Genomic DNA, 22,807 nt, shown 5'->3' on the forward strand with positions numbered 1-22,807 from the left:
TCATTCCGAGTAAGGCTCCGCGGTCACGATGGAGTCGATCAGGCCGGGAAACCGCTGGTCGAGATCGGACTTCCGCAGGCGCATGTACAGGCCGTTCCCGGTGTCGCGCTGGTGGACGAGGCCGGCCTCGCGGAGTACGCGCCAGTGGTGTGTGCGGCTGGACTTGCTGACGGGCAGCTCGAACGAGGCGCAGAGCCGCTCCTCCTGGGGGCGGGCGGCGAGTTCGGCGATCACGCGACGGCGGTGGTCGTCGGCGAGGGCTTTGAGGATCGGCCCGATCGTCAGCTCGCTCGCCGCCGGGTGCGGCAGCGGTTCGTTCGCGGTCATCGTCCCGCCTCTCGACAAGGTACGTCTAGCGTCGTACCTTCTGTTAGGTACGCCATCGTTCGTACCTTACTCGTGGAGGAACCATGTCCGCATCCATGCATGCCCATCACCGGGGTCTGCCGCGTCTGCAGCGCTGGTTGCGACGGCTTCTGCTGGCCGAGCACTCGCCCTTCATCTCCCTGTGAGGTACACCGTCGCTCACGGGCGTAGGTGGCTTCGTAGACTGACGGCGCGAGGCATGCCGCGAGGGCAGAGCGCTCGCCGAGAACCCCGGAGAGTTTCATGCGCCGTCCTTTCACGCCTCTCGCGCTCATCGCCGCAGCCGCCGTGCTGCTGTGCGCCGGCTGCTCCGCGACAGACACGCGGAGCGGTGACGGGGCTGAGGCCGGGGCACCGTCCTCCCAGGCGGCGTCGGACGCTCGGTCCGCCGTTCAGGAAGCGGTCGCGGCTCTCCGCGAGGACAGCGCCGGGTTCCGCCAGAAGATCGAGTTGCAGGGTGATGGTCAGGTGCACAGCCTCACCATCGCCGGCGGTTTCGACTTCGCCGCTGACCGGGGCCACCTGGCGGTCGACCTCCCCGGCGGCGCGATCGACCACAGCGAACAGGTCTTCGCCGAGGGCGAGATCTACGTCAGGAACATCCTGGGAGCCGGTGAGGACACCTGGGGCGTCATCTCCCGGGACAGAGCCCAGGCCCACTACCTGTTGCGGGCGCCACTGAACGACCCCGAGCACGTCCTGCAGCAGATCGCCGCGATGCGCAAGGTCTCCCGGGAGGGCGAGGAAGACGTCGCGGGCGTGCGTGCCGTGCGCTACCGGGGCGTCCTCGACCACCGCACCGTCACGCTGCGGATGGACTCGGACGTCCGCGGCAAGATGGACCAGGCCCGCGACATCCTGGGCGGGGACCTCCCGGTGTTCGCGGACGCCTGGGTCGACGGCAAGGGAAACCTGGTGCAGACCCGCATGAGCTCCAACCTGTCCGGCGCGCGGGTGACGGTGACCACGGTCCTGTCGGACATCGGCAAGCCGGTGCGGGTGACGGTCCCACGCGCCGCGGACACGACCTCGATCAGCGAGGCCACCGGCATCCTGAGCGGCTGAGCGGCAGGGAGGCCCACTGTCAGACGCCTCTGACAGGATGCGCGGATGGCCCCAACCGCCCTCCCTCCCGCCGGAGATGACGAAGAGCCGCGAGCCCGCCTGCTGGAACAGGTCGGCACCATCGAACCGTGGGACAGCATCGAACGCACCCACCTGACCACCACCGTGCAGTGGATCACGAGCGGAGCCCCGCTCCACCGGATACGCAAGCCCGACGTTCCCGCGATGCACCTGGTGAGCTACTTCGTCGTCCTCGACGCCACGAGCGGGCGGCTCCTGCTCGTGGCGCACCGCAAGGCGGGCCTGTGGCTGCCGCCCGGCGGTCACGTCGAACCGGGCGAGGACCCGTGGTCCGCCGTGGTCCGCGAATGCCGTGAGGAACTGCGCGTCCCGGCCACCGCATCGCCGATCACCGGCGAGCTCCCCTTCTTCCTCACGGTCACGGAGACACGAGGGCCGGGCGTCCACACCGACGTCTCGCTCTGGCACCTCCTCACCACCGACGCCGACAGCGTCACCTCCTACGACGAGGAAGAGTTCGACGCGATCCGGTGGCTGACCGCCGAAGAGGTGCTCGAGGAGTCGTCGGAAGGGCTCGACCCCCACATGCACCGCTTCACACACAAACTGCGGCACGCCCGGGCCAGGAGGCGTTGCGGGTAGCTGCTCTCGAGCTCATTGGTTTGAGGGGCAGTCCCTCGGTGAACTCGAACCGGGCGATCCCGAACAGGTGGGGCTCAACCTCAACGCCACCGTGCAGGGCATCACCGCCATGGTCAACAGCGGCGCGGTCAGCGCGGACCGGCTCGACGGACTCGTCGACGCCGCCGTGACGCAGTTCCTTCGGGGTGCCAGGCCCTCTGCTTGACAGCCGGACGGGGAGAGCGCGCACCCCTGCGCAGCGCTATCGAGCGGCGTCGGGGTCGACTTCGGGATGCGTGAACCGTACGGGCTTGCCCAGCGACCGGGCGTAGGCGATCTCGGCCCGAGTGCTGTCCCCGATGTAGTCGCCGACCACGAGAACCTCGTCAGCGAGCCGGATCTTCGCCCGGTGCAACTCGTCCAGTCGAAGTTTCAGCGCCCTGGCGTGATCTGGGTCGGACCACAGGGGGTTCGGCGACTTCAGGTCGCATCCTGGCTTGACGACGATCCTCCCGGCTTCGGTCTCCCGCACATCGGCCTCGCCCATCTCGGTCATGAACCGGGTGGAGCCGCAGATGACGACGACGGGCGGAAGTCCCAACTGCTCCTTCGCCTCCGCGAGTTTCTCCTCGGGAGTGAGCGGTACCGGGCGTGACACTGATTCCTCCTGGTCGTGTGCCTTCCGAGAGGCGAGCGCGAGCGATCTCGGTGGTGGCTGGAGGGCACAAGTTGCGATCATGAACCGTCCGAGCCCGCGATGTGTGAGGAAGTCGATCGAGATGCCAGCCGTCCCCGCCGATCCGACCGTACTGCACCCGATGCCCGAGCAGCCCCGGGTCGTGCTGCTCAAGCCACTGATCACGTCGCCTCTGATCGAGGTGGGGGAGTACTCCTACTACGACGATCCGGATGACCCGACGGCGTTCGAGACCCGCAATGTGCTGTACCACTACGGGCCGGAGAGGCTGGTCATCGGGAAGTTCTGCGCACTCGGCGAGGGGGTGCGGTTCATCATGAACGGCGCCAACCACCGTATGGACGGCCCCTCGACGTTCCCGTTCCCGATCATGGGCGGTTCGTGGGCCGAGCACGTCGATCTGATCACGGGACTGCCCGACCGTGGCGACACCGTGGTGGGGAACGACGTCTGGTTCGGATACCGCGCCATGGTGATGCCCGGCGTCCGGATCGGGCACGGGGCCCTCATCGCGTCAGGCTCCGTCGTCGTCGACGACGTTCCCGACTACGGCGTCGTCGGCGGCAACCCGGCCCGCCTCATCCGCCATCGCTTCGACGACGAGGACATCGCCCGCCTCCTGGCCGTCGCCTGGTGGGACTGGCCGGCCGAGCGCATCACCGAGCACATCCGCACGATCATGTCCGGCAGCCTCGATGAACTGGAGGCCGCGGCCCCGAAAGCCCCGTAGCCACGCCCTGCGGCACGGCACGGCACGACACAGCACCGCACGGGCAGCGGCGGGGCCACTGGGCGCGCCCCCAGTGGCCCCGCCGTCCGCGGTCCCGTTCAGACGGCCAGTGGGGCGACCTTTTCGCGGGCCTGCTTCGGCTCCAGGACGCGTTCGGCCAGGAAGCCGAACAGCAACCCGAAACCGGCCCACAGGACGGCCTGGATGCCGATCGAGGCCACCCGGAACTCCCACAGGTCGGTCGCCGGGAAGCCCTTGGGGGTGTTGTCCCCCTGCGGCAGCACGGCCATCACGACCGCCACGACCGCGACGAAAGCGACACCGGCGGCGATGGAGGCGTTCCAATTCCCCCATGCCGGAGCGAGCTTGCGGCCCAGCAGGATCGCCGCGACGCCCAGCAGGACACTGAGGGCGATCATTCCCACGAACAGGATGGTCCGCTTGCCGATGGTGTCGGGGTTGCCTACGGCAGGCGGGTTCGCCGGGTACTTCAGGATCGGCAGCAGGTAGAGGAGCAGGAACCCGGCCAGCGCGGTGAGCGCCGCCGTGGACCGTGCCCCGAACCGGCCGATACGGCCCAGCGCGAAGCAGAACGCGAGCGCCGCGATGCCGCCGATGGCGACGCCGAAGACGAGCACGCCCGTGGCCAGACCGGCCGTCGACTGCACGCCGCGGCTGACGAGTTCCTCGCCGCCGTGTCCGTGTTCATGGGAGCCAGCCTCCTCGAACGCGATGGCCGCGTCGACGGGGCCTTCCCCGACCAGGAAGGCGAAGACGAAGGCGAGCACGCCGGCGCCCAGGCCGGCGAGCATGCCGCGCACCAGCAAGGTGCGTACGGTGACGGAGTTCATCAAGGACGGCTCCGTCAGTGGCAGGGGAAGCCGAGGAGGTGCCGGGCGTCGTGCACCCACTCGTGCACGCCCTCACCGGAGACCAGGGCGGTGGCGCCCTGCTCGGCGCCGACGAAGTACAGCAGGACCAGCATCAGGACGCCGACGAAGACGGCCCAGGGGGCGACCGCCCGCAGCGGCAGCGGCGTGAGGGTCTGGGTGGTGGGGGTGGGGGCGGCAGTGGACTGCGCCATGGCGAGACCTCCTCGGGAACTACGCGTCCCGCGTCGTGTGGAGCACTCGACGACAGCGTTGGGTCTGACTCACCGCCCCACCTGGCTGGCGGGGTGGCACACAGTGGCGCGACCGTGCCGGGCTTGCACCGGACTTCCGTAGCGCTGTCGTCCTTGTCGCCCCAGATGGTAGGGGCAATGCGCAGTTCGGCCAACATGGCGTACGCCACCTACGATGAACCGACCTCGTGGAAAGGCCCCTCATGACCATCCGGCTCACGCTGCTGCGCGCCGCGGCCCCGACGGAACGCGACGTGCGGTTCGGTGGGGACAGGCCGTTGGACGAGAGGGCCCTGGGACAGGTCCGAGAAATCGCCGGATCGTTGCCGTCGGTCGACACCTGGCTCGCGGCACCTTCCCTGCGGTGCCGGCAGACGGCGCAGGCCCTTGCGGGGGACGCCGTCGCTGTCGAGCCGGCCCTGCGGGACATGGACATGGGCGACTGGCAGGGCCGGAGCCCGGACGAGGTCGCGGCCGATGACGGGACCGGGCTGACTTCGTGGATGTCCGATCCCGAAGCGGCCCCGCACGGCGGCGAGTCGGTGGCGCGGCTGTGCCACCGGGTCTCCGCCTGGCTGGAAGGGCTGCCCGATGACACGGGCCGGGCCCTGGCCGTCGTCGAACAGGCCGTGGCCCGGGCAGCGTTGCTGCACGCGACAGGTGCGCCGCAGCAGTCGTTCTGGCGTGTCGACGTGCCGCCCCTTGCCGCCTTCCAGATCACCGGCAGATCCGGCCGCTGGAACCTGCGGATTCCCACCGTCGGGAGCGGTCAGTAGCCCCAGCCGGAGCAGCCAGTAGCCACAACGCGCCGACGTCAGGAGCCCGGCCGGGTGGCTGAGAGGCCCGCTCGGGCAGCGGCACGGAAGACGTGGGCGGTCATGGTCGCGGTGACCGGCCCCGGCCCCAGCCGGGCCGTCATCTCCTCGATGACGGCGGCCCGGACGGCCGGTCCGTCGTCGTGCGCCTCGACGGCCGCGCGCACGGGTGTCCCGGTGAGGTAGCCGGTGGCGAGGTCGGCGGTCGAGGCGGCCCGGCCCGCAAGCGTGAGCTCCTGCTCGTCCTCGACGGCGAGCCCGGCTGCGGCCAAGTCCGCGGTGACGAGCGCAGGATCGGCGTAACCGTGCGGAACGGTCCGAAAGAACCCTGGCGGGTCCACGGGGAACGCCCGCTCCAACCCGGCCTGCAGCGCGACTTCGAAGCCATGCGTCTCCAGCGGACCCCAGGTGTTGAACAGGAACCGGCCGCCCGTGGCCAGCACCCGGCCGACCTCGGTGAAGGCCGCGACGCGGTCGGCGAAGAACATCACCCCGAACTGGCAGACCACGAGGTCGAAGCTGCCGTCCGGGAACGGCAGCCGCTGCCCGTCGGCCCGCCGCCACACCGCGCCCGGGGCGCGTGCCGACCCGAAGGCGACCATGGCCTCGTTGAGGTCGGTCGCCGTGACGTCGGCCGACGGCAGTGCCGCGAGCAGTCCGGCTGTCAAAGCGCCGGTACCGGCGGCGAGTTCGAGAATCCGCCGAGGATGCAGCGCGGCCGCGCGGGCGGCCAGGTCCTCGGCGAAGGGGCGGAAGACGACCGGGACGAGGTACTGCTCGTACGCGGCCGGCATGGATGCGGACCATCGCCGGTCAGCATGGACTCCAGTCACCTTCCTGACGGTAGCCCCGCACGAAGGGAACGGCTTCCTGGGCGCACCGATGGGCGTGCCTCGGCATGCCTTCGCCCACGGGTCTCACGCGTGAGGCGAGGCACCCTCAATTGACGGCCGCGGAGGGGTCAGCGCCCGGTGAGGCGATCTGTCAGGCGGGACAGCAGAGCGACCGCCTCGCCGAGTCGCTGAATCTCATCGGCGTCGAAGGTCTCGCGGATGGCGGCACCCAGCGCGCCCGCGCGCAGCACGCGTTCCCGTTCGAGGCGGGACCGGCCGGCGTCGGTGAGGTGCAGCAGGAGCTTGCGGCCGTCGTCGGGGTGCGGCTCGCCGCGGACCAGGCCCTCGGCGGAGAGGTCCTTGACCGACTTGGCGGCCGACTGATGGGTGACACCGCGGAGACGGGCGAGGTCGGCCGTCGTCAGAGGGCCGTTCCGGTCGAGGAACCCGAGGATGGCGGCCTCGCCGGGCGGCATGGTGTCGACGGTCCGGGCCGCCCGGACCAGTTCCCCGAGCGTCCGCCGCAGTTCGTCGGCCAGGGCGTCTTCGCGCATGGAGCCATCGTAGCCGCAGCCTCGAAACCATGTTGTACAGTTTAGTTGTACAAATAAGCTCCACGAAAAGGGAGAGGTGAGGGCGATCATGGAACTCACGAAGTTCGGCCACGCGTGTGTGCGGCTGGAGAAGGACGGGCGCCGTCTGGTCATCGACCCGGGCGGCCTGACCGACCCGGAGGCTCTGGAAGGCGCCGACGCCGTACTCGTCACGCACGAGCACTTCGACCACTTCTCGGAGGAGGTACTGCGCCGGGCTGCCGCCGAGCGTCCGGGGCTGCGGATCTGGACCAACTCCGCCGTCTCCGAGCAGCTGGACGGCATCGGCACGCAGGTCGTCACCACGGGGGACGGGGACGCCTTCAATGCCGCCGGCTTCGACATCCGCGTCCACGGGACCTGGCATGCGGTCCTCCACCCGGACATTCCGCGCATCCCCAACATCGGCTTCCTGGTGGACGACACCCTCTTCCACCCCGGCGACGCCCTGACCGTTCCCGGCACGCCGGTCGACACGCTGCTGCTGCCGGTGCACGCTCCCTGGTCCACCGTCGGACACCTGATCGACTACGTACGCGAGGTCGCTCCGCGCGACGCCTACGCCGTGCACGACGGTGCCCTCAACGACGTAGGTACCGCGATGGTCGCGGGTCTCCTGGGCGAGCGGGGCCCCGGGATCCCGGCGCGGTACCGGCGCCTGGCAACGGGCGCGAGCGTCACGATCGACTGACACTGGAGTGCGTCTGCGCGCTGCGTGCATGCCACGCCCTAGGTCGGCTCACCAGGCCCGTGATGTAAAGAACGGGGAACGGGGGAGCAGTGGATCCCCGGGACGGTGGGCGGTACTGCAACGGTTTGAGAGCCTGCTGCACCTGGTGGCCTGCTCCTTTGTATGCACCGTCGAGATCTGTCTGAAATTCCTTGCTGAAACTTGCAAGAGCATCGATGGTGGCTTGAGGATGCGCCGCATGGCCAACCACATGACGCGACAGAGACCTACCTTCATCGCTCTCCCCGCCATCGCCGCTGCGGGCCTCCTGATACCCCTGGCCGGCACCCCGTCCGCGGCGGCGACCGTCGGAGAGCCGGCGCCGCAGTGCGTCGAGTACTTCCAGAGCTGGCGCTACACCGATGTCCAGAACGGCTGCGTCGACGCCGTATCCGTCACGGTCGAGTACACGAACAAGCAGTGGGCCCCGTGCCGCGTGATCGAACCGGGAGGACGGGCCACGTTCGCCGGCTACGGAACGGACGGCAACTACGTCACAGGGCTCCGGACATGCGACCCCAACGCCTGATCCCAGTCACGCGAGACGAAGATCACCACGACGCCCCGCCGAGCTGCCGCCTCGCATCTGAGCTGATCAGCACTTACTTGTCGCGCCAAGGCTTGCCTGGCGCTCCGGCTTGTGTGCAGCTCGGGGAACGATGGCGGGCATAGGTGCGGATCATCGGGGTAGTCGCCAAGCTGTCCGGCGGGAAGGCTGAGGACGCCAAGCCTGGGGAGGTCGAAGCGGCCCCGGCCTTCCCGCCGCATGGCATCAGATCAACGGGGGCGCCGCCCTTTTCGCTGGGTGCCGCAGATGGCTGTGACATCATCCGCCCGAGACTCATGGCTTCCGAGGGGGCGGTCGTGGAACGACCGGACGACCGCACGGCATCGGTCTTGCGCTTCGCGACCGAACTGGTCGCCTGGGTCGCCACGCCTTGGGCGTTGTCCCGGTACTCGTGGCTGCTCGCTGTCCTGTCTGTGGTGGTCCTGATCGGCCTCCCGGCGCTCTTCTCCACCCCGGGAGACAAAGCCCATGTGATCATCCCGGTGCCGGGCTGGGGCACGATTCTGCTGGTGCTGCTCCAGCTCGTCGCAGCCGTGATCTCGGCTTGGCTCGTCTGGCCGACATGGGCCGCGGTCCTGGTGTCCGTGCTCGCCGCGGTCACTCTCGTTACGGAGCGGCTGCGCTGGCGGTGGTTGATCGCGGCCGAGCGACGGCCGGAGTGACGGCGTAGCGGGAAGGGGACTGGGGACAGTGCCTCCGTACCTCAGCGAGCGTGTTGAGCGACAGTAGGGGCTCCCAGGATGCCTGCGGTAGAGCCCCCTATTTGGTGAGCGGGGAGGGGCTCGGGAGGTGAACCTCCAGCACGACTGCCGTACCGGCCACGGTCCGGTCCTCGTGCATGATGATGTGCTGGCCGGTCACGACGTGCGCCCAGTGGGCGGGGGTCAGAGGGACGAGGCGCACCGTGGCTCGGCCACCAGGCTGCAGGAAGGGCATGTCTTCGACCCAGAGCCCGGCGATGCTGACGGAGGTGCTTCCCGCGGGTGAGAGGTTGCCGATGTCCCACATGGGCCGCAGAACACCGTGACCCGGGATGGGCGTTGTCCGCCGGGCCACGGTGGCGGGACGCAACGTCAGGTCTGCCCGGATCATTCCGTTCCTGATCTCGGAACACCGCCAGTGGCACCAGGCCCTGCTTCGCTCAAGGCCGAGCAGCCCAGCCGCTTCGGCAAGCTGCTCCCAGAAGGTCACGGGCAGCGGTAGCCCGTCCGAGAGTTCCTCGAGCAGATTCAACGCGATCTGCCATTCGTCGGCGACGAGATAGTCCCAGACGTCCTCCACCGAGATGTCGTTCTCGGTCGCGACCTCTTGCGGAACGAGAAGGGAAGCCGATTCGAGCAGCTCGGTGACGGTCATGTGGTCATTGTCGAGGAGTCTGCGGGGATTTGCGAGGAAGGGACGAAGGCCATCCAGTCCTCGGCTGCGACGTGGAGGCAGATCGGATCGAGCCGTTGTCCTCGTGCACCCTCAGATCAGGTGACTGCGGACCTGACCGGGTGCATCGTCGCGGGTTTTCGCGTTGCTCGCAGCGCGGGCGATGAGTTTGCGGCTGCCGACCGGTCCAAGCTGGTGACCACTCAGGAAAGGGACACCGCCATGTCGGAGCTTCTGGTCGATTTCATTACATCCCTCGACGGCTACGCGTCGGGTGAGGGGTGGCCCGGATTCTGGGGCCTGGAGGGCCCGGAGTACCTCGGATGGCTCGGGGAACAGCCGAAGGTCACGTACTTGATGGGGGCGAAGACGTACCGCTTGATGTCGGGGTTCGCGGCGGGGGAGGTCCCAGCCGGTCAGGACGAATTCAGGCCCGAGGAAGAGGCGTCCGTCGACGAGCTGACGCAGGCATCGAAGGTGGTGTTCTCCTCCTCCCTGGAGGATCCCCTGACCTGGGCGAACTCCACGCTCGTCCGTGGGGACGCGGTCGAGGCGGTCCGTGCCATGAAGGCGGAGGGTTCGGGCCTACTGAGCACGATCGGCAGCCTCAGCCTGTCCCGATCGCTGCTGCGGGCCGGACTCGTCGACCGCTTCCGGGTGGTGATGTTCCCGGTGATCACCGGGGCCACGGGCGAGGAGCGCATCTACGACGGTTATCCGGATGTCGCCCTGGAGATGATCGACCACCGCACCTTCGACGGCCGCACCCAGTTGGTCGAGTACAAGCCGCGTGTGCTCGAGCATCCGCCGCTCGGCGTCTGAGTCAGTGCGGGACCATCCCGACTCATCGTGCACACGGCCTCACAGGCAGTCGCACCCTGTGCCGTAGAGCAGCAGGAAGAGGGCCGTCACGGCGGTCACGGTGAAACCGGCAGCGGTCAGGGCGGCGAGACTCCGACGCCGCCCTTTCCCCGCTGAGCGGACAGCGTGCCAGCCACCGTAGGCCAGGACGAGACTCAGCAGCCCGACCCCAGCGATCGTGAAGCGAGGGCTGTACGACCAGCTCAGGTAGGCGGTCAGGGCCAGGCAGCCGAGCACGACACAGGCGAGCATGCTGAGGATCACCTCAGTCACGGCTTCTCCCGCGCTCTCCACCAGGAAGTCGCCGACGTCTTTCGCTGCCTTGCGGACCCCCACGGTGTTCCCCCCACCTCCGGCCGAACAGGGCCCGCTCCAAAGGACCCTCGCTGGGCCGGAACGGTTGCCCGTCGACGGCTTCACGGCCTCCCAGCACCACGAGTGAGCCCGCCGCCACTGAGAAGGGCCTCCGCAGGGACGGCCGAAGTCGGACAGCCGCTGCCAGAAAGACCGGCACTCCGCGGCGGCCGCGCCCTACGGTGGGATACATGTCAGAGCCCTCCGTGCGGGACTTCTACGACGATCTGGCCCATGACTACCACCTGCTGTTCCGTGACTGGGACGCAAGCATGGTCTACCAGGCAGAGGTCCTGGGTGGGCTAGTCCGCGAGTGTCGTGGAGCCGGACCACACACCGTCCTGGACTGCTCCTGCGGCATCGGCACCCAAGCCATCGGACTGGCCCTGGCAGGGCACCGGGTCGTAGGCAGTGACCTGAGCCCGGTCGCCGCCGCGCGTGCCGCGGCAGAAGCGACGGCCCGGGGCACCCGGCTTCCTGCCGCTGCGGCCGACATGCGCCACCTTCCCTTCAGAGAAACGTCCTTCGACGTCGTTCTCTGCGCGGACAACTCGCTCACGCACCTGCTCGCCGGGCAGGATCTCCGGGCCGTGCTCCTGGGCATGAGACGGGTGCTCCGAGACGACGGACTGCTGATGATCACCGTCCGGGCCTATGACGAGACACTTCGGACCAGACCCACGTCCACACCACCCCAGGTCTCGCAGACATGCGACGGCCAAGTGATCACATTCCAGCTGTGGCACTGGCATGAAGACGGCGAACGCTACGACCTGGAGCATTTCCAGCTCCTCCCCGCGAAGGACACCTGGCAGGTACGAGTCCGCCGGACCACGCACTGGGCGCTGACATCCCCGCAGCTGACACAGTTCGTGACGGAAGCCGGCTTCACCGACGTCACCTGGCGCAGTCCCGCCTCCACGGGGTACTACCAGCCCGTACTCACCGCACAGCGCGCGCCCTCGGCGCAGTGACCGGTGAGCGTCGCCCGTCACAGCACTGGCTCACGCTGGGGCCGGCGCGGCGCGACTCCGCCTTCCTAGAGGCGAGGAAGGCGTGCGGCCGGCCTCTGGCAGCCGTCCACCGCCGAGCCCAATCTCTACGACTGTCTACGACCCTTACGGCGGCCGCCGCGTCCAGCTTCATGCCGGGTCCACGGCAAGCCCCGCCCAACCGCGAGGCCGCCCTCCTTTCACCGGCTTCCCGAAAGCGCGATGAGTTCGCGAGCCCCTGCCGGTCTATGTATGTCGTGGGCCCGACGGCTTCACGACACACACCTTGCAACCGCTGCCTTGAGGAAGAAGCTGATGACCGACACCACCTGCCACATGTCGATCTCGCTCGACGGCTTCGCCGCCGGGCCCGATCAGAGCCGGGATCATCCGCTGGGCAAGCGCGGACGGGAACTGCACAGCTGGCACATCGGCGATCCGCGCGCGACCGACGCCGACAAGACGGCCACCAGCTGGCTGATGCGCCCTCGGGGCGCCTACGTCATGGGACGCAACATGTTCGGGCCGATCCGAGGCGAGTGGGACGAGGCCTGGGACGGATGGTGGGGTCCCGAGCCTCCCTACCACGCGCCGGTGTTCGTGCTCACCCGATACGCCCACGAACCCATCGAGATGGAGGGAGGGACCACCTTCCACTTCGTCACCGAAGGTTTCGACGCCGCTTACGCACAGGCGCTCGAAGCGGCCGACGGGAGGGGCGTGGACATCGCCGGTGGCGCTTCGACGGTACGACAGGCACTCAACGCCGGCGTGATCGATGAACTCACCCTGGACATCGCACCCGTCCTCCTCGGCAGCGGCGAGAGCCTGTTCGATGGGGTCGAGACCTTCGATTTTGAGCCCGTCGAGGTGCTCCACTCACCGCTGAGCACCCACATCCGCTACCGCAGGCGTAGCGCGGGCTGAGCGGCAGCCGGCTTGCGTGGACGACCGGCCGGCGCCCTCGCCGCGGAAGCGGGCTTCCTCTGACGGGTCGTCGCCAGCCCTGTTTGTATCGATGGTTTGACACAAGTTTTCGCCACAGGGCATCTTGTACCCATCGTTTGGTACAAGGTGCCTTGGGGGATCCTCGCGTGCTCGACATCGTCCCGCTCCAGTCCCGGTTGCTCGACCACGCCGACCACTACGCCCGTTGGTCCGGCCTGGCGATCGGCATCGAGGTCGCACGGCAGTTGCTCACGATAGAGAGCGGGGACATCACGACGCCCCTCGTCCTGGCCGTCACCGCGTTCGGGTTGTGCGCGGTGGCAGGGGTCCTGATCGGCGACGCCCTGACGCTGCGCCCTCAGGAAGCGGTCCGCACCGCCAGCCTCGCCCCGCGCCTGGTGCGCGACCACGTGCCGCCACGGATGACGCCCCTGCTTCTGCTGGAGGCGGGCTCCCTTCTCGTACTGCTGATCACGGGGGCTGTGACGGCATCCTCCGATCGTGACCGGGCAGGCGGGGCGGGGCGCGTCATGGAGGTTGTCTGTGACGGGGTGCGTTCCTCCGTCGGTCCCTGGCCCGGGCTGTACTACAGCGGCCCGATGTTCGGTGCCCTCGCGGTCGCGACCCCTGCCTGCGTCTGGGCGCTGCGCCGCATCGCCTTCGGGCCGGGCGACCACCAGCAGCGCCGCGACCGCGCCTGGGCCATCGTGGGGGCCTGGGGGCTGCTGGTGTCGTGTCAGGTGCTCCTCGTGGTGCTGACGTTCCTGGTCGCGCTCATGGACGGGCCCTGCGCGGGTCCGCTGGGCGCGGTCACCGTCGTGGTGGTCTGCCCCCTGGGCCTGCTGAGCGTGTTCACGTTCGGATGGTCTCTGCTGACCGTGGTGGCGCCGCGGGCGGTCGACGACGATGTGGCGGGCGAGGGGAGTGCCGACGATGAGTGACCGTGCCGTCCGCGTCGACACCACCAGCCAGGTACCGCCGTACGAGCAGATCCGCGCCCAGTTGGCGGCGCTCATCCGTACCGGCCGGCTGGCCGAGGGAGAACGCCTGCCGACCGTTCGCCAACTCGCCACCGACCTTGGTCTGGCACCGGGCACCGTGGCGCGTGCCTACCGCGAGCTGGAGGCCGCGCGATTGATCCGGACCCGCCGTGGCGCGGGCACCCGGGTGGCCGAACTCCCCGCTGCGCACGGGCACGACGCCCATCAACTCAGCACGCTGGCACGGGACTTCACCTCGGCGGCCCGTGCGCTCGGAGCCGGCACCGAGGACATCCTGACGGCCGTCCACCACGCTCTCGACTCGCAGTCCGAACCCATCACGGCCCCGGACCGCAGCAAAACCGAGACCGTCAACCCGACGGAGGCGTCGGCGACCATCCCGGGCATGGGAGTCCGTGGCAGGTGAAGTCGACGGCTACTACGGGCTGAGCAAGGCACACGCCGCTGGCGGGGATTGAGCCCCCAAGTCCCTGGCCGTAGTAGGCGTTCGGTACGGTGAGCCGATGTGCCGCTACGCCATGACCTCCTACAAGCTGCACTACGTGTGCATCTCGTGCCGGGTCAGCTTCAAGCGGCAGGACGGCCCACGGCGGGAGCACCTGTGCCCGACCTGTTCTCAGCCCCTCATCTGCGCCGGCCACGACTTCGCTCCGCCGCGAAGGCGTAACGTCCGCGGTTGGTCTGTGGTGGCTGCGGTGTTGGGAGCGGGGCTGCGCTACGAAGGACTGTCGGTCTGCGGGTGTGGCAAGGAACCCAAGTATCGTCCACGGACACGCGCTGAACTGCGGGCCCGTCGGTCTGTCGCTGCGAGGCAGGGCCTGCCGCTGTCCGAGGCGTTGTCCCGACCGGACCCTCTCACCCCGCTGACGGGCTGATCTCGCATCCGGGCCTGTACGGTCCGGGAGGCGCCGGGCGTGGGACCTGTTCCGTCAGTGGCCGTCCAACTGCCTGGCCGGCGTGGGCCCGGAGTCCCGCCCTCGCCATGTTTGCCCGTCCGACGCGACGGCCGACCCCTTGCCAGGGCCAGGTCGAGAAATAGTGAGCGCGCGTCACAGGCCGTTCAGAACTCGCTCGAGTGCGGCTCGGCCTACAGGTCCCCAGTGGGGCTTGCCGCCGGGAAGGCCCCGATCTCCGTTCTGGCCCATGAGCATCAGGAAAAGGCTCTTCATGGCGGCCAGTCCACGGGCGCGCCGGATCGCTGCCTGATCCGCATGGGCGTACGTGCCGAAGAATCGTGAGGCCGCGCCCGCCGGCAGCAGCACCCATGCCGCGGCGAGGTCCCAGGCCGGGTCGCCGGCGCACAAGGCACCGAAGTCGACGATGCCGGCAAGCGTTCCGTCCGACACGACTACGTTCGCGGGATGCAGGTCACCGTGCACCCACACCGGCGGCCCCTGCCACTCAGGGGCCGCGACGGCATCGCCCCAGACGGCCTTCACCTCGTCGGCGACGCCGCCGGGGACAACGGCGTCGAAGAAGTGGTCGAAGCCGTCGGCGCACGCCTTGAGGGGCGTGCCGAATTCCGAACTGATCGGCGCTTCGGCGGGCGCCTCCACGTGGAGCGCCCGGAGAAAGCCCGCCAGTGCGTCGGCCGCGTGGGTGCTACGGCTGATCGAACTGTGGTCGAGAGGCTCGCCCGGCACCCATGTCATGACAGTCCAGTGCTTGGGGTAACGCTCGGACGGTTCGCCGCATCGCACCGGTGTCGGTACCGGCAGCGGAAGGAGCGGAGCCAGCACGGGCAGCCAGAGTCGCTCCTTGAGTTGGAGCTCGGGGGTCGGATGCATGCGTTGGACGCGCACCGCCAACTCGTCCCCGAGACGCCACATTTGGTTGCCCCAGCCGCCCGGCACCTCCCGGATGGCCAGCCCTGCAAGGTCCGGGTGTTGATCCCGGAGCAGGTCGCGAACCAGGTCCGCGGTGATCTCGATGTTGGTCATGCGAAGCACAGTACTGAGGCCGCGGACGGGGGAACGGCTGCGAACAGTGAGGAGGCAACCGACGCCATCCATGCCTGCTCCGTCCGCCACTCTATTGGGAGGCTTCAGCCGCCGACCCCGGCTTCCCATTTGCGACGGCGCAATACGTAGTCGCTGAAGAGGTGGCCGCACCGGTCGAGCAGTCCCTCCACCTCCACGTCACCCCGCCGCTCGCCCGGCGACGGACGCCAGCGCTGCACTGACTGCGCGGCCCAGGTGCGCACTTTGATGTCCGAGTCCTCGAGCAGACCGACGGCCGCGCGCAGCGCCACGACGCCGCCGCGCGCGTCGAGCAACCGGAAAGCGCCGAGGCGGACGTGGCGCGGCCGCTCGGCCAACCCGCCTGCCGGTCGCATGATGTGTGAGTCGCGGTTCAGCGTGCGAGCCGGTGAGCGAGGCCGAGCAAGTCGGCCACGGCCAGCACTCGCCCGTCGAAGCCCGGGAGAGGGACATGGAGTGGTCGGCTCCAATCGGTGGGGATGGCATCCAGCCCGTAGTAGGCGCCCGCGATGCCACCGACGACGGCGGCGACTGTGTCCGTGTCACCGCCGAGGTCGATCGCCGCGCGTATCGCTTCTTCGAAGCTGCCGGTGGTTCGCAGGGCCCAGACCGCGGAGCCCAGGCAGGGCCAGACAGCACCGTTGAACTCGGTCGCCTGATCGGGGTGCCAGTCTGGCGCGAGCACTGCGGAGTAGCGGCCGCGATGGTCCGGGTGGACACGAGTCAGGATGTCCGGGAGGGCAGCGAGGGGATCGATGTCCTCGAGTGTCACGCGGATGAGTTCGTGGAAGATCGCGGCGCCTTCCCAGGCCGCACGGTCGCCATGGCTGAGGGCGGCGATGCGGCGGGCCGCGTCCATGGTGACGTCTCGGCCGGCGAGGGCGAAGTAGACAGCTGAGGTCGATGCCCGCATCAACGAGCCGTTGCCAGCCGCTCTTTGATTGACCTGGAAGTGCATCGCGGCGGCGAGGTCCCAGGGCATGCCGTTCGTCAGGACGTCTTCGGTCTGCAAGCCGATGTCCTTCGGTTCCGCTGTCGCCCATCGCTGGAAGCGGGCGAATATGTCGGGCAGATCCAGTCCGCCGCGCTCCAGTAGCGACTCGGCGACCAGCACTGCCATCTGGGTGTCGTCGGTGGCCTCGCCGGGGTCCCAGCCGCCGCCTCCACACATCTCGCCACCGGCGCCTGCAATGGGGAACCGTGCCGAGAATGCGCCCGGGGGACCGAATTCGAACGGTCCGCCCAGCGCGTCACCCACCGCCGCGCCGATGACCGCACCGGCGGCCCGCTGCATCCGTTCCGACCGTTTCATCCGCGCAGGCTATCCGTGCCGCATCAACCGGGCACACGCCTATTTCCATGGCCTGTCCGATCTGTCGGCGACGAACGCGTCGCGTGGGCGGGGCGACGCCGACCCCGAGCTGACTCTGTTCAGCTTCCGGCGAGCGGGACGACCATGCCCTCGGGCGATCCCGCGGCGGACGTACCACCACGATCCACTTCGCTGCGGACAGCCAATGCCGTCCGCTCGCGTTCCACCTCACGCCCGGCCAGGCCGGTGACGCACCCGCGTTCTCCGAGGTTGTGGCCCGCTTACGAGCGCCGCGGCCGATCGGCGGACCCAGGACCACACCAAGGGTGGTCCTGGCCGACAATGCCCACTCGTCCCGTGCGATCCGCACCCATCTGCGCCGGCGCGGGCTCCACGCGGTGATTCCACAACCTTCCGACCAGGCCGCGAACCGCAAACGGCGCGGCCGTCACGGTGGCCGCCCGCCGGCCTTCGACCGCGATGCCTACAAGCCGCGCAACACCGTCGAGCGGTGCATCAACAGGCTCAGACAGTGGCGCGGCCCGGCCACCCGATACGACAACACCGCCACCATCTACCTCGCCGGCCTCCACATCGCAGCCATTTTCCTCTGGCCAGCGCGACGATCCGAAGGGAACGGCCTAGGCGACGCCGTGGCTACGGCGAGAGTCTCCGGGAGGCGGCCCGGCCTGCCAGGTTACGCCCAGCACAAGCTGCGGTCGGGCGGACCCGAGCGGACCGGAACAGTCGAAGACGAAGACCCCGTTCGGGTGGTGTTTGAGTTGAAACGGTCGGAGACGTCGGGGTACTCGGCGGCCGCGAGACGCACACGCCGGAACGGAGAGTAGCCATGGTGTACGGCACGAGTGCCCGGGAGGTCGTGGACGCCCTGAAGGACGTCGACTTCCCGGCGACCAAGGACGAACTGGTGGAGGCGGCCCGCAGGACGGGCGGCGGATCGAAGGAGGTCGTCGCGGCGCTGCGCGCCATCCCACCGGACGAGTACGAGAACAAGGACCAGGTGGCGCGGTCGGTACGGGTGGACCCCGCCTCCGACCTCGACCTGAGTCCCGCACAGCGTGCCGAGCAGGCACGCAAGGGCGGCAGGCCGGGCCAGTCCCAGCATCTGCGGGACGCGCCGAAGCCGCCGGTCCAGGAGGAACTGGACAGCTGACACGAACTGGAGGAACGGCAGAGCACGAGGATGGGAGAGCCCCCATGGTCCGCAAGAAGATGGAAGGCAATGAGGACGAGCGCAGGGCCGCGGCCCGTGAGGCGGTGGCCGCCGGGGAGAACCCCAGCGCTCGCAACGAGACCACCGGCGCCTCCAAGCAGCGGACGCATCTGCGCCACGGCGGTTCCGTGACCCACGAGGACCGGATCGCGGCGAAGCACCGTGGCAAGCAGCAATGGCGCCCCGGCGATCTGGCCGAGGAGCCGATCAAGGACCCGACGGCCGCGGGACCGGAACGGACGTTTGTCGAGGGCGAGCGGCACGATTACACCCCGGAGCATGAGCGCGTGTTCCAGGCGGTGACGGCGGCGCAGGAGGAGCACGACGGTGATGCCGTACTCCTGGACGACGTAGCCCGGCAGGCGGACATGCCGCCGACCGAGACACGGGCGCTCCTGCACGATCTGACGCGGGTGCACCGCCTGGTGACGGAACTGGCGGGAGTCGACACCCCCGACATGGGCCCGCGCTGGGAGACCAAGCCTCGGCTGTGACCAACGCTGGCGGGTCAAGCCAGCGCGGCGTCCTGGCCCGGGAAGCGGGCGACCGTGACGGGGCCGGGATCGTCTCGGTCAACTCGACGGCGCACATGCGTGCCGGCACCGAATTCGACGACCTGCGCTTCGAGCGGCGCCGCTACAACCCACAGAAGGTGTACGCACAGCCGAAGACGGTGAACTCACGCTTCGCCGTTAAGACGATCCGGTTGCGCGTGTCCGGCCTCGTGGCCAACTGAGCGCCTGTGGAACGTCTCCATCGACATGCTCCGCCTCTGATCCTGCCGAAGCGGCGGCAAGGTGCAGGGTTCGACCTCTGAGGCTGCCATGCGTCAACGCAGGATGTCGGCTTGCCCGCATATCTGCCCAGGCCGGTTGCGGTGGGATCACGGTTCGGCGCGTGCGGGCGGTCACGGCTTCACGGTGATGCCGCACCCGTGATCGGATGGCCCATGATCAGTGGGCAGCGGCTCGGGGGGCGGGCCGTGCAAGAGGGGGAGAAGCCTGATGTCGGCCATCGCCGAAGAGACCATACAGCCGTGCCCGGAGTGCGATTCGGAGATCCGCGGCGACAGCCGGTTCACCCTCTGGTGCACCGCGTGTGACTGGAACGTGGACCCCGCTGCGCCAGAGCCGGACCTGGGGCGGCTCGAGCGGGCCGGCCGCGCTCTGGCCCGGCGGCACGGCGAGCAGTTGCTCACCGAGATGCTCAGCGGATCCGACGGGCGCCCGCGGCGTGACGCTTCGGCGGTGGCGGCCACCGTGCTCGCCTCGGCCGTACACGGCATCACAGTCGCGTTGGCGGTCGGTGGTGTGTGGTGCATGGTGGCGGGCTGGGGCGGCGCCGGCATCGTGGCGGGGCTGGTTCTGCTGGCGCTGGCCTGGCTGCTCGCCCCGAGGCCCGGCCGCCTGCCCGAGGGCCGGCCCGTGCTGCTGCGGGCCGACGCACCCGAACTGTTCGCCCTGGTCGACGACGTGGCCCGAGCGGTCGGCACGCCAAGCGTGCACGCGATCGCCGTGAACGGCAGCATCAACGCCGCCGTGACGACGTACGGGATACGCGGTCGGCGGCTGCTGATACTGGGCATGCCGCTGTGGGAGATCCTCACCCCCGAGGAGCGGATCGCGCTGCTCGGCCACGAGCTGGCCCACTACGCCAACGGCGACCTCCGCAACGGCCTGGTGGTGGGCAGCGCGGTGCGTTCCCTGACGGTGTGGCACGACATCGTCCGGCCGATCGCGCACCCGACCGGCCTGGAACTGATCGTCAACGCTCTCTACGTGCTGCCCCGCCTGGTGATCGGGGGACTGCTGATCCTGCTCCTCCGCCTGACGTCCAGGGCCGGTATCCGGGCCGAGTACCTCGCCGACCGCATGGCCGCCCATACCGCCTCCACACCAGCGGCCGTCGGCCTCATGGACCGCCTGCTCGTCACCGAATCACTCGGTGTCTGGCTGCGCACCGAAGCCAACCGTGCCGCTCTCCGCGGACCCCGCTCCACCCGAAACGCGGCAGAGCGCGCCGACGAACTGTGGGAACGTCTCACCGCGTACGTGGCATCCATCCCGGAACACGAGTACGAAAGGCAGCGCCGAGCGGGAGCCCGGCGTGGACACCAGGTCGACGCCACACACCCGCCGACCCACCTGCGCCGCGCCGCCCTGCTCGCCGGCCAATCCGAAGCAGCCGATGCAGCCGCGGTGACGCCGCAAGCCCACGAGAGCGACGTGATCGCCACCGAACTCGCCACGGCCCGCTCCGAGGTGGCCCGACGCCTGCTGCGCGGAGCCCTCGACGACTGAGCGCCGCTCGGCGGGGTCGGGGGAGAGACCGGTGTCCGGCCGGGTGATCGTGCCCCGATGAGCGGCGGCCGACCCCGTGGGTCAGTCATGGGTCTGTGCTCAGGTTTGGTTCGGCGTGCACGCTGCCCAGTGGAGTTGCGCCGCGGCCCGTACCTGGCGGACCGACGCCGCCTTCGAGTACGGACTGACCCACCTGGCCACCGCCCTCACCTCACCGGCGTGACACCGGCCTGCCGACGCCACTGGCTGCCGTCAGGTCCTGCCATCGGGGCAAGGGTCGAGAGCTGCGGGTGTGAGGTGGCTCAGCACCCAAGTTCGGTTGCTGTTCCGGTTCACGAAGGCGACCGTCACCGCGTCAGCTTTGCGGCGGCTGCTGGGTCCTGCCGGTCGTGCGGGTGGCGTGCAAGGAGGCCAGGAGCTCGAGCCGGTCCGCGTCCGCGCTGCCTACTTCGGCGGTGAAGACCAGCATGACCGGCCCGGGCCGGCCGGGCAGCGGATAGGTGTCCCAATGGAGGTCGATGTCGCCGACCTCCGGGACCCTGAAGGTCTTGAGGCCGGTGACGGACGCCCGGACGTCATGCCTGGCCCACAGCCGCCGGAACTCGGCGCTGCGGATGCTCAGTTCACCGACGATCGCGGTGGCGCGCGGATGCGTCGGGTCGGTCGCGACGGCGGCACGCATCATGCCGATGTAGTCCAGCGCCTGCCGCTCCCAGTGCGGGCAGGCCCGCTCGGACATCAGCGACTCGTCGAACATCAGCAACAGCATGTTGAGCCGATCGGGCGGGTGGTCGTCGGGGCTGCCGAGCAGCGCTTCCGCCATCGTGTTCCAGGCGAGCAGGTCGAGGTGGCGGCCGAGGACGACCGCCGGGGTGTCCATGACCCGCAACAGCCGCCGTGTGCTGTCCGGGACCGTCTCCGGACCACGGTCGGCCACGGCGGGCACGGGCCGGCGGACGGCATGGGCCAGGGTGAACAGATGGCGGCGTTCTTCGTCGTCCAGACCGAGCGCGTCGGAGAGCGCGTCCAGGACGCCGTCGGACGGGCGGACCTCCCGGCCCTGTTCCATCCGCTGGTAGTAGTCGGTGCTCAGCCCGGCCAGCAGGGCGAGCTCCTCACGCCGCAGTCCGGTGACCTTGCGCCGCCCGCCCGGCTCCAGCCCGACGTCCTGCGGGCGCAACCGGCCGCGCCGGGCACGCAGGAAATCACCGAGCTCACGAGCGTAGGGATGCGTCATGTCAGGAGTGTCCCTCCTCCAGAGGCGCTCAAGGTAGGTCCGGCGGACCTAGGCAACCGGCGACGACCGAACAAGCCCGCATTGCTCTTACGGTCGCCGAACCAGCACACCGGACACCCCCAGCGGCAGGAGCAGCAGATGAGCGAGATGAACGATTGGACCGCCGACCGCATCCCCGACCAGCACGGCCGGGTCGCCGTCGTGACCGGCGCGAACTCCGGGCTCGGCCTGGTCACCGCCACCGAACTGGCCCACCGCGGCGCCCACGTCGTCCTCGCCGTCCGCAACACCACCGCCGGCGGGAGGGCCGCCCACCAGATCGGTGGCGACACCGAGGTGCGCGAACTCGACCTGGCCAGCCTCGACTCCGTGCACGCCTTCGCCGCGAAACTCACCGCCGACCACCCCGTCATCGACGTGCTCGTCAACAACGCCGGCGCGGTACTCCTAGGCCCACGCCAGACCACCACCGACGGATTCGAACTGCATCTCGGCACCAACATGCTCGGCCACTTCGCCCTGACCGGCCTGCTGCTGGACAACCTGTCCGCGGCGCGGCAGCCCAGGGTCGTCAGCCTCAGCTCGATCACCCACAAGAACGCACACCTCGACTTCGACGACCTCATGTACGAACGCGACTACCGGGCCCCCGCCGCCTACGGCCGGTCGAAACTCGCCACCACCGTCTTCGGCATCGAACTGGACCGCCGCCTGCGTGCCGCTGGATCAGCCATTGTCAGTGCGCTGGCCCACCCCGGCCTGACCCGCACCAACCTGACCCCACGCGCCTGGGAACACCGCGGTCGCCTGGGCCGGCTCATGGCGGCATCCGGCCTGCTGGTCACCCAGCCGGTCCAGCAAGGCGCGCTGCCGCAACTGCGCGCCGCGACACAACCCGGTGTGCGCGGCGGCCAGTTTTTCGGGCCGTCGTCCCTCTGGGAGACGCGGGGGAGTGTCACCGAGGTCCGGCCCAGCCGCGAAGCCGCCGATCCGGCCGTAGGCAGCCGGCTGTGGGCCGCGGCCGAGGAACTGACCGGCGTCCGCCCCGTCTGA

The 22,807-nt window shown here is 69.5% G+C and carries 30 protein-coding genes and 1 pseudogene; 19 read left to right on the top strand and 12 right to left on the bottom strand.

Annotated elements, in window-relative coordinates:
- Positions 1-327, bottom strand: a complete 327-nt coding sequence (locus tag ACFV46_RS12235) for an ArsR/SmtB family transcription factor (protein ID WP_385497976.1) — start codon at positions 325-327, stop codon at positions 1-3.
- A gap of 282 nt (positions 328-609) precedes the next feature.
- Here ACFV46_RS12235 and ACFV46_RS12240 point away from each other — a divergent pair, with 282 nt between their 5' ends.
- The 3 genes from ACFV46_RS12240 to ACFV46_RS12250 all read left to right on the top strand — a co-directional run bounded on the left by ACFV46_RS12240 (position 610) and on the right by ACFV46_RS12250 (position 2,299).
- Positions 610-1,431: a hypothetical protein gene (locus ACFV46_RS12240; RefSeq protein ID WP_385497977.1), complete on the top strand. Its 822-nt coding sequence runs from the start codon at positions 610-612 to the stop codon at positions 1,429-1,431.
- Positions 1,432-1,476: 45 nt separating this feature from the next.
- Positions 1,477-2,094: an NUDIX hydrolase gene (locus tag ACFV46_RS12245; protein ID WP_385497978.1), complete on the top strand. Its 618-nt coding sequence runs from the start codon at positions 1,477-1,479 to the stop codon at positions 2,092-2,094.
- A 67-nt stretch (positions 2,095-2,161) separates the two neighbouring features.
- On the top strand, positions 2,162-2,299 hold the full coding sequence (locus ACFV46_RS12250) for a hypothetical protein (protein ID WP_385497979.1): 138 nt from the start codon (positions 2,162-2,164) through the stop codon (positions 2,297-2,299).
- A 36-nt stretch (positions 2,300-2,335) separates the two neighbouring features.
- Here the strand turns inward: ACFV46_RS12250 and ACFV46_RS12255 are convergent, their stop codons facing one another.
- Positions 2,336-2,731, bottom strand: coding sequence for a hypothetical protein (locus ACFV46_RS12255; protein ID WP_361935520.1), 396 nt, complete (start codon positions 2,729-2,731; stop codon positions 2,336-2,338).
- Positions 2,732-2,852: 121 nt separating this feature from the next.
- On the opposite strand from ACFV46_RS12255, the gene ACFV46_RS12260 reads away from it, so the two are divergent.
- Positions 2,853-3,500, top strand: coding sequence for a CatB-related O-acetyltransferase (locus ACFV46_RS12260; protein ID WP_385497980.1), 648 nt, complete (start codon positions 2,853-2,855; stop codon positions 3,498-3,500).
- Between the two features lie 98 nt (positions 3,501-3,598).
- On the opposite strand, the gene ACFV46_RS12265 is transcribed toward ACFV46_RS12260, so the two are convergent.
- Both ACFV46_RS12265 and ACFV46_RS12270 read right to left on the bottom strand, forming a co-directional pair.
- Complete coding sequence (locus ACFV46_RS12265; protein ID WP_376728240.1) at positions 3,599-4,351, bottom strand: CbtA family protein; 753 nt, start codon at positions 4,349-4,351, stop codon at positions 3,599-3,601.
- A 14-nt stretch (positions 4,352-4,365) separates the two neighbouring features.
- Positions 4,366-4,584 (bottom strand): CbtB-domain containing protein, encoded by a 219-nt coding sequence (locus ACFV46_RS12270; protein ID WP_361935529.1) that lies wholly within the window; start codon positions 4,582-4,584, stop codon positions 4,366-4,368.
- A gap of 242 nt (positions 4,585-4,826) precedes the next feature.
- On the opposite strand from ACFV46_RS12270, the gene ACFV46_RS12275 reads away from it, so the two are divergent.
- Positions 4,827-5,399, top strand: a complete 573-nt coding sequence (locus tag ACFV46_RS12275; protein ID WP_385497982.1) for a histidine phosphatase family protein — start codon at positions 4,827-4,829, stop codon at positions 5,397-5,399.
- 38 nt (positions 5,400-5,437) lie between these two features.
- Here ACFV46_RS12275 and ACFV46_RS12280 read toward each other — a convergent pair whose 3' ends face one another.
- Both ACFV46_RS12280 and ACFV46_RS12285 read right to left on the bottom strand, forming a co-directional pair.
- Positions 5,438-6,232: a class I SAM-dependent methyltransferase gene (locus ACFV46_RS12280; protein WP_385497983.1), complete on the bottom strand. Its 795-nt coding sequence runs from the start codon at positions 6,230-6,232 to the stop codon at positions 5,438-5,440.
- A gap of 167 nt (positions 6,233-6,399) precedes the next feature.
- Positions 6,400-6,825: a MarR family winged helix-turn-helix transcriptional regulator gene (locus ACFV46_RS12285; RefSeq protein WP_385497984.1), complete on the bottom strand. Its 426-nt coding sequence runs from the start codon at positions 6,823-6,825 to the stop codon at positions 6,400-6,402.
- Positions 6,826-6,913: 88 nt separating this feature from the next.
- Between ACFV46_RS12285 and ACFV46_RS12290 the strand changes: the two genes are divergently transcribed.
- The 3 genes from ACFV46_RS12290 to ACFV46_RS12300 all read left to right on the top strand — a co-directional run bounded on the left by ACFV46_RS12290 (position 6,914) and on the right by ACFV46_RS12300 (position 8,824).
- Positions 6,914-7,555, top strand: coding sequence for an MBL fold metallo-hydrolase (locus ACFV46_RS12290; protein WP_385497985.1), 642 nt, complete (start codon positions 6,914-6,916; stop codon positions 7,553-7,555).
- A gap of 238 nt (positions 7,556-7,793) precedes the next feature.
- Positions 7,794-8,123 carry an alpha-amylase gene (locus tag ACFV46_RS12295; RefSeq protein ID WP_385497986.1) on the top strand — a complete coding sequence of 110 codons (330 nt, stop codon included), beginning with the start codon at positions 7,794-7,796 and terminating at the stop codon, positions 8,121-8,123.
- Between the two features lie 143 nt (positions 8,124-8,266).
- Positions 8,267-8,824, top strand: coding sequence for a hypothetical protein (locus ACFV46_RS12300; RefSeq protein ID WP_385497987.1), 558 nt, complete (start codon positions 8,267-8,269; stop codon positions 8,822-8,824).
- A 97-nt stretch (positions 8,825-8,921) separates the two neighbouring features.
- On the opposite strand, the gene ACFV46_RS12305 is transcribed toward ACFV46_RS12300, so the two are convergent.
- Entirely contained in the window at positions 8,922-9,518 is a 597-nt protein-coding gene (locus ACFV46_RS12305) for a hypothetical protein (protein WP_385497988.1), read from the bottom strand.
- 240 nt (positions 9,519-9,758) lie between these two features.
- On the opposite strand from ACFV46_RS12305, the gene ACFV46_RS12310 reads away from it, so the two are divergent.
- Complete coding sequence (locus ACFV46_RS12310) at positions 9,759-10,358, top strand: dihydrofolate reductase family protein (RefSeq protein WP_361935636.1); 600 nt, start codon at positions 9,759-9,761, stop codon at positions 10,356-10,358.
- Positions 10,359-10,397: 39 nt separating this feature from the next.
- On the opposite strand, the gene ACFV46_RS12315 is transcribed toward ACFV46_RS12310, so the two are convergent.
- The gene (locus ACFV46_RS12315) at positions 10,398-10,670 is read right to left on the bottom strand and encodes a lysine transporter LysE (protein ID WP_385497989.1); all 273 of its coding nucleotides are present in this window, start codon (positions 10,668-10,670) and stop codon (positions 10,398-10,400) included.
- A 272-nt stretch (positions 10,671-10,942) separates the two neighbouring features.
- On the opposite strand from ACFV46_RS12315, the gene ACFV46_RS12320 reads away from it, so the two are divergent.
- The 4 genes from ACFV46_RS12320 (at position 10,943) to ACFV46_RS12335 (ending at position 14,098) form a co-directional block, all read left to right on the top strand.
- Positions 10,943-11,725 (top strand): class I SAM-dependent methyltransferase, encoded by a 783-nt coding sequence (locus tag ACFV46_RS12320; RefSeq protein ID WP_385497990.1) that lies wholly within the window; start codon positions 10,943-10,945, stop codon positions 11,723-11,725.
- Positions 11,726-12,058: 333 nt separating this feature from the next.
- Positions 12,059-12,670: a dihydrofolate reductase family protein gene (locus ACFV46_RS12325; RefSeq protein WP_361935556.1), complete on the top strand. Its 612-nt coding sequence runs from the start codon at positions 12,059-12,061 to the stop codon at positions 12,668-12,670.
- Between the two features lie 167 nt (positions 12,671-12,837).
- On the top strand, positions 12,838-13,632 hold the full coding sequence (locus ACFV46_RS12330; protein ID WP_385497991.1) for a hypothetical protein: 795 nt from the start codon (positions 12,838-12,840) through the stop codon (positions 13,630-13,632).
- Positions 13,625-14,098 carry a GntR family transcriptional regulator gene (locus ACFV46_RS12335; RefSeq protein WP_385497992.1) on the top strand — a complete coding sequence of 158 codons (474 nt, stop codon included), beginning with the start codon at positions 13,625-13,627 and terminating at the stop codon, positions 14,096-14,098. Before ACFV46_RS12330 ends, ACFV46_RS12335 begins: the two co-directional genes overlap by 8 nt.
- Positions 14,099-14,741: 643 nt before the next feature.
- On the opposite strand, the gene ACFV46_RS12340 is transcribed toward ACFV46_RS12335, so the two are convergent.
- The 3 genes from ACFV46_RS12340 to ACFV46_RS12350 all read right to left on the bottom strand — a co-directional run bounded on the left by ACFV46_RS12340 (position 14,742) and on the right by ACFV46_RS12350 (position 16,983).
- Complete coding sequence (locus ACFV46_RS12340) at positions 14,742-15,632, bottom strand: phosphotransferase (protein ID WP_385497993.1); 891 nt, start codon at positions 15,630-15,632, stop codon at positions 14,742-14,744.
- Between the two features lie 104 nt (positions 15,633-15,736).
- Complete coding sequence (locus ACFV46_RS12345; protein WP_385497994.1) at positions 15,737-16,027, bottom strand: hypothetical protein; 291 nt, start codon at positions 16,025-16,027, stop codon at positions 15,737-15,739.
- A 17-nt stretch (positions 16,028-16,044) separates the two neighbouring features.
- Entirely contained in the window at positions 16,045-16,983 is a 939-nt protein-coding gene (locus ACFV46_RS12350) for an ADP-ribosylglycohydrolase family protein (RefSeq protein ID WP_385497995.1), read from the bottom strand.
- A 149-nt stretch (positions 16,984-17,132) separates the two neighbouring features.
- Between ACFV46_RS12350 and ACFV46_RS12355 the strand changes: the two are divergent.
- The 5 genes and pseudogenes from ACFV46_RS12355 to ACFV46_RS12375 all read left to right on the top strand — a co-directional run.
- A pseudogene (locus tag ACFV46_RS12355) lies at positions 17,133-17,597 on the top strand (IS5 family transposase); the annotation flags it as partial.
- Positions 17,598-17,833: 236 nt separating this feature from the next.
- Entirely contained in the window at positions 17,834-18,157 is a 324-nt protein-coding gene (locus ACFV46_RS12360) for a DUF2795 domain-containing protein (RefSeq protein WP_361935577.1), read from the top strand.
- Positions 18,158-18,201: 44 nt separating this feature from the next.
- Positions 18,202-18,711, top strand: a complete 510-nt coding sequence (locus tag ACFV46_RS12365) for a hypothetical protein (protein WP_385497996.1) — start codon at positions 18,202-18,204, stop codon at positions 18,709-18,711.
- On the top strand, positions 18,708-18,953 hold the full coding sequence (locus ACFV46_RS12370; protein WP_385497997.1) for a hypothetical protein: 246 nt from the start codon (positions 18,708-18,710) through the stop codon (positions 18,951-18,953). The genes ACFV46_RS12365 and ACFV46_RS12370 overlap by 4 nt, the downstream gene beginning before the upstream one ends.
- A 268-nt stretch (positions 18,954-19,221) precedes the next feature.
- Positions 19,222-20,517 carry a M48 family metallopeptidase gene (locus ACFV46_RS12375; protein WP_385497998.1) on the top strand — a complete coding sequence of 432 codons (1,296 nt, stop codon included), beginning with the start codon at positions 19,222-19,224 and terminating at the stop codon, positions 20,515-20,517.
- A 355-nt stretch (positions 20,518-20,872) separates the two neighbouring features.
- On the opposite strand, the gene ACFV46_RS12380 is transcribed toward ACFV46_RS12375, so the two are convergent.
- Positions 20,873-21,754, bottom strand: a complete 882-nt coding sequence (locus tag ACFV46_RS12380) for a helix-turn-helix transcriptional regulator (protein WP_385498000.1) — start codon at positions 21,752-21,754, stop codon at positions 20,873-20,875.
- Between the two features lie 138 nt (positions 21,755-21,892).
- On the opposite strand from ACFV46_RS12380, the gene ACFV46_RS12385 reads away from it, so the two are divergent.
- The gene (locus ACFV46_RS12385) at positions 21,893-22,807 is read left to right on the top strand and encodes an oxidoreductase (RefSeq protein WP_385498001.1); all 915 of its coding nucleotides are present in this window, start codon (positions 21,893-21,895) and stop codon (positions 22,805-22,807) included.

Origin of the sequence: Streptomyces sp. NPDC059852, from assembly GCF_042731455.1 — a bacterium.
Classification (GTDB): Bacteria; Actinomycetota; Actinomycetes; order Streptomycetales; family Streptomycetaceae; genus Streptomyces.

Coding starts and splice junctions, on each gene's coding strand:
- ACFV46_RS12235 (WP_385497976.1), bottom strand. CDS start 327: ATGACCGCGAACGAACCGCTGCCGCACCCGGCGGCGAGCGAGCTGACG.
- ACFV46_RS12240 (WP_385497977.1), top strand. CDS start 610: ATGCGCCGTCCTTTCACGCCTCTCGCGCTCATCGCCGCAGCCGCCGTG.
- ACFV46_RS12245 (WP_385497978.1), top strand. CDS start 1,477: ATGGCCCCAACCGCCCTCCCTCCCGCCGGAGATGACGAAGAGCCGCGA.
- ACFV46_RS12260 (WP_385497980.1), top strand. CDS start 2,853: ATGCCAGCCGTCCCCGCCGATCCGACCGTACTGCACCCGATGCCCGAG.
- ACFV46_RS12265 (WP_376728240.1), bottom strand. CDS start 4,351: ATGAACTCCGTCACCGTACGCACCTTGCTGGTGCGCGGCATGCTCGCC.
- ACFV46_RS12270 (WP_361935529.1), bottom strand. CDS start 4,584: ATGGCGCAGTCCACTGCCGCCCCCACCCCCACCACCCAGACCCTCACG.
- ACFV46_RS12275 (WP_385497982.1), top strand. CDS start 4,827: ATGACCATCCGGCTCACGCTGCTGCGCGCCGCGGCCCCGACGGAACGC.
- ACFV46_RS12280 (WP_385497983.1), bottom strand. CDS start 6,232: ATGCCGGCCGCGTACGAGCAGTACCTCGTCCCGGTCGTCTTCCGCCCC.
- ACFV46_RS12285 (WP_385497984.1), bottom strand. CDS start 6,825: ATGCGCGAAGACGCCCTGGCCGACGAACTGCGGCGGACGCTCGGGGAA.
- ACFV46_RS12290 (WP_385497985.1), top strand. CDS start 6,914: ATGGAACTCACGAAGTTCGGCCACGCGTGTGTGCGGCTGGAGAAGGAC.
- ACFV46_RS12295 (WP_385497986.1), top strand. CDS start 7,794: ATGGCCAACCACATGACGCGACAGAGACCTACCTTCATCGCTCTCCCC.
- ACFV46_RS12305 (WP_385497988.1), bottom strand. CDS start 9,518: ATGACCGTCACCGAGCTGCTCGAATCGGCTTCCCTTCTCGTTCCGCAA.
- ACFV46_RS12310 (WP_361935636.1), top strand. CDS start 9,759: ATGTCGGAGCTTCTGGTCGATTTCATTACATCCCTCGACGGCTACGCG.
- ACFV46_RS12320 (WP_385497990.1), top strand. CDS start 10,943: ATGTCAGAGCCCTCCGTGCGGGACTTCTACGACGATCTGGCCCATGAC.
- ACFV46_RS12325 (WP_361935556.1), top strand. CDS start 12,059: ATGACCGACACCACCTGCCACATGTCGATCTCGCTCGACGGCTTCGCC.
- ACFV46_RS12335 (WP_385497992.1), top strand. CDS start 13,625: ATGAGTGACCGTGCCGTCCGCGTCGACACCACCAGCCAGGTACCGCCG.
- ACFV46_RS12340 (WP_385497993.1), bottom strand. CDS start 15,632: ATGACCAACATCGAGATCACCGCGGACCTGGTTCGCGACCTGCTCCGG.
- ACFV46_RS12345 (WP_385497994.1), bottom strand. CDS start 16,027: ATGCGACCGGCAGGCGGGTTGGCCGAGCGGCCGCGCCACGTCCGCCTC.
- ACFV46_RS12350 (WP_385497995.1), bottom strand. CDS start 16,983: ATGAAACGGTCGGAACGGATGCAGCGGGCCGCCGGTGCGGTCATCGGC.
- ACFV46_RS12360 (WP_361935577.1), top strand. CDS start 17,834: ATGGTGTACGGCACGAGTGCCCGGGAGGTCGTGGACGCCCTGAAGGAC.
- ACFV46_RS12365 (WP_385497996.1), top strand. CDS start 18,202: ATGGTCCGCAAGAAGATGGAAGGCAATGAGGACGAGCGCAGGGCCGCG.
- ACFV46_RS12375 (WP_385497998.1), top strand. CDS start 19,222: ATGTCGGCCATCGCCGAAGAGACCATACAGCCGTGCCCGGAGTGCGAT.
- ACFV46_RS12380 (WP_385498000.1), bottom strand. CDS start 21,754: ATGACGCATCCCTACGCTCGTGAGCTCGGTGATTTCCTGCGTGCCCGG.
- ACFV46_RS12385 (WP_385498001.1), top strand. CDS start 21,893: ATGAGCGAGATGAACGATTGGACCGCCGACCGCATCCCCGACCAGCAC.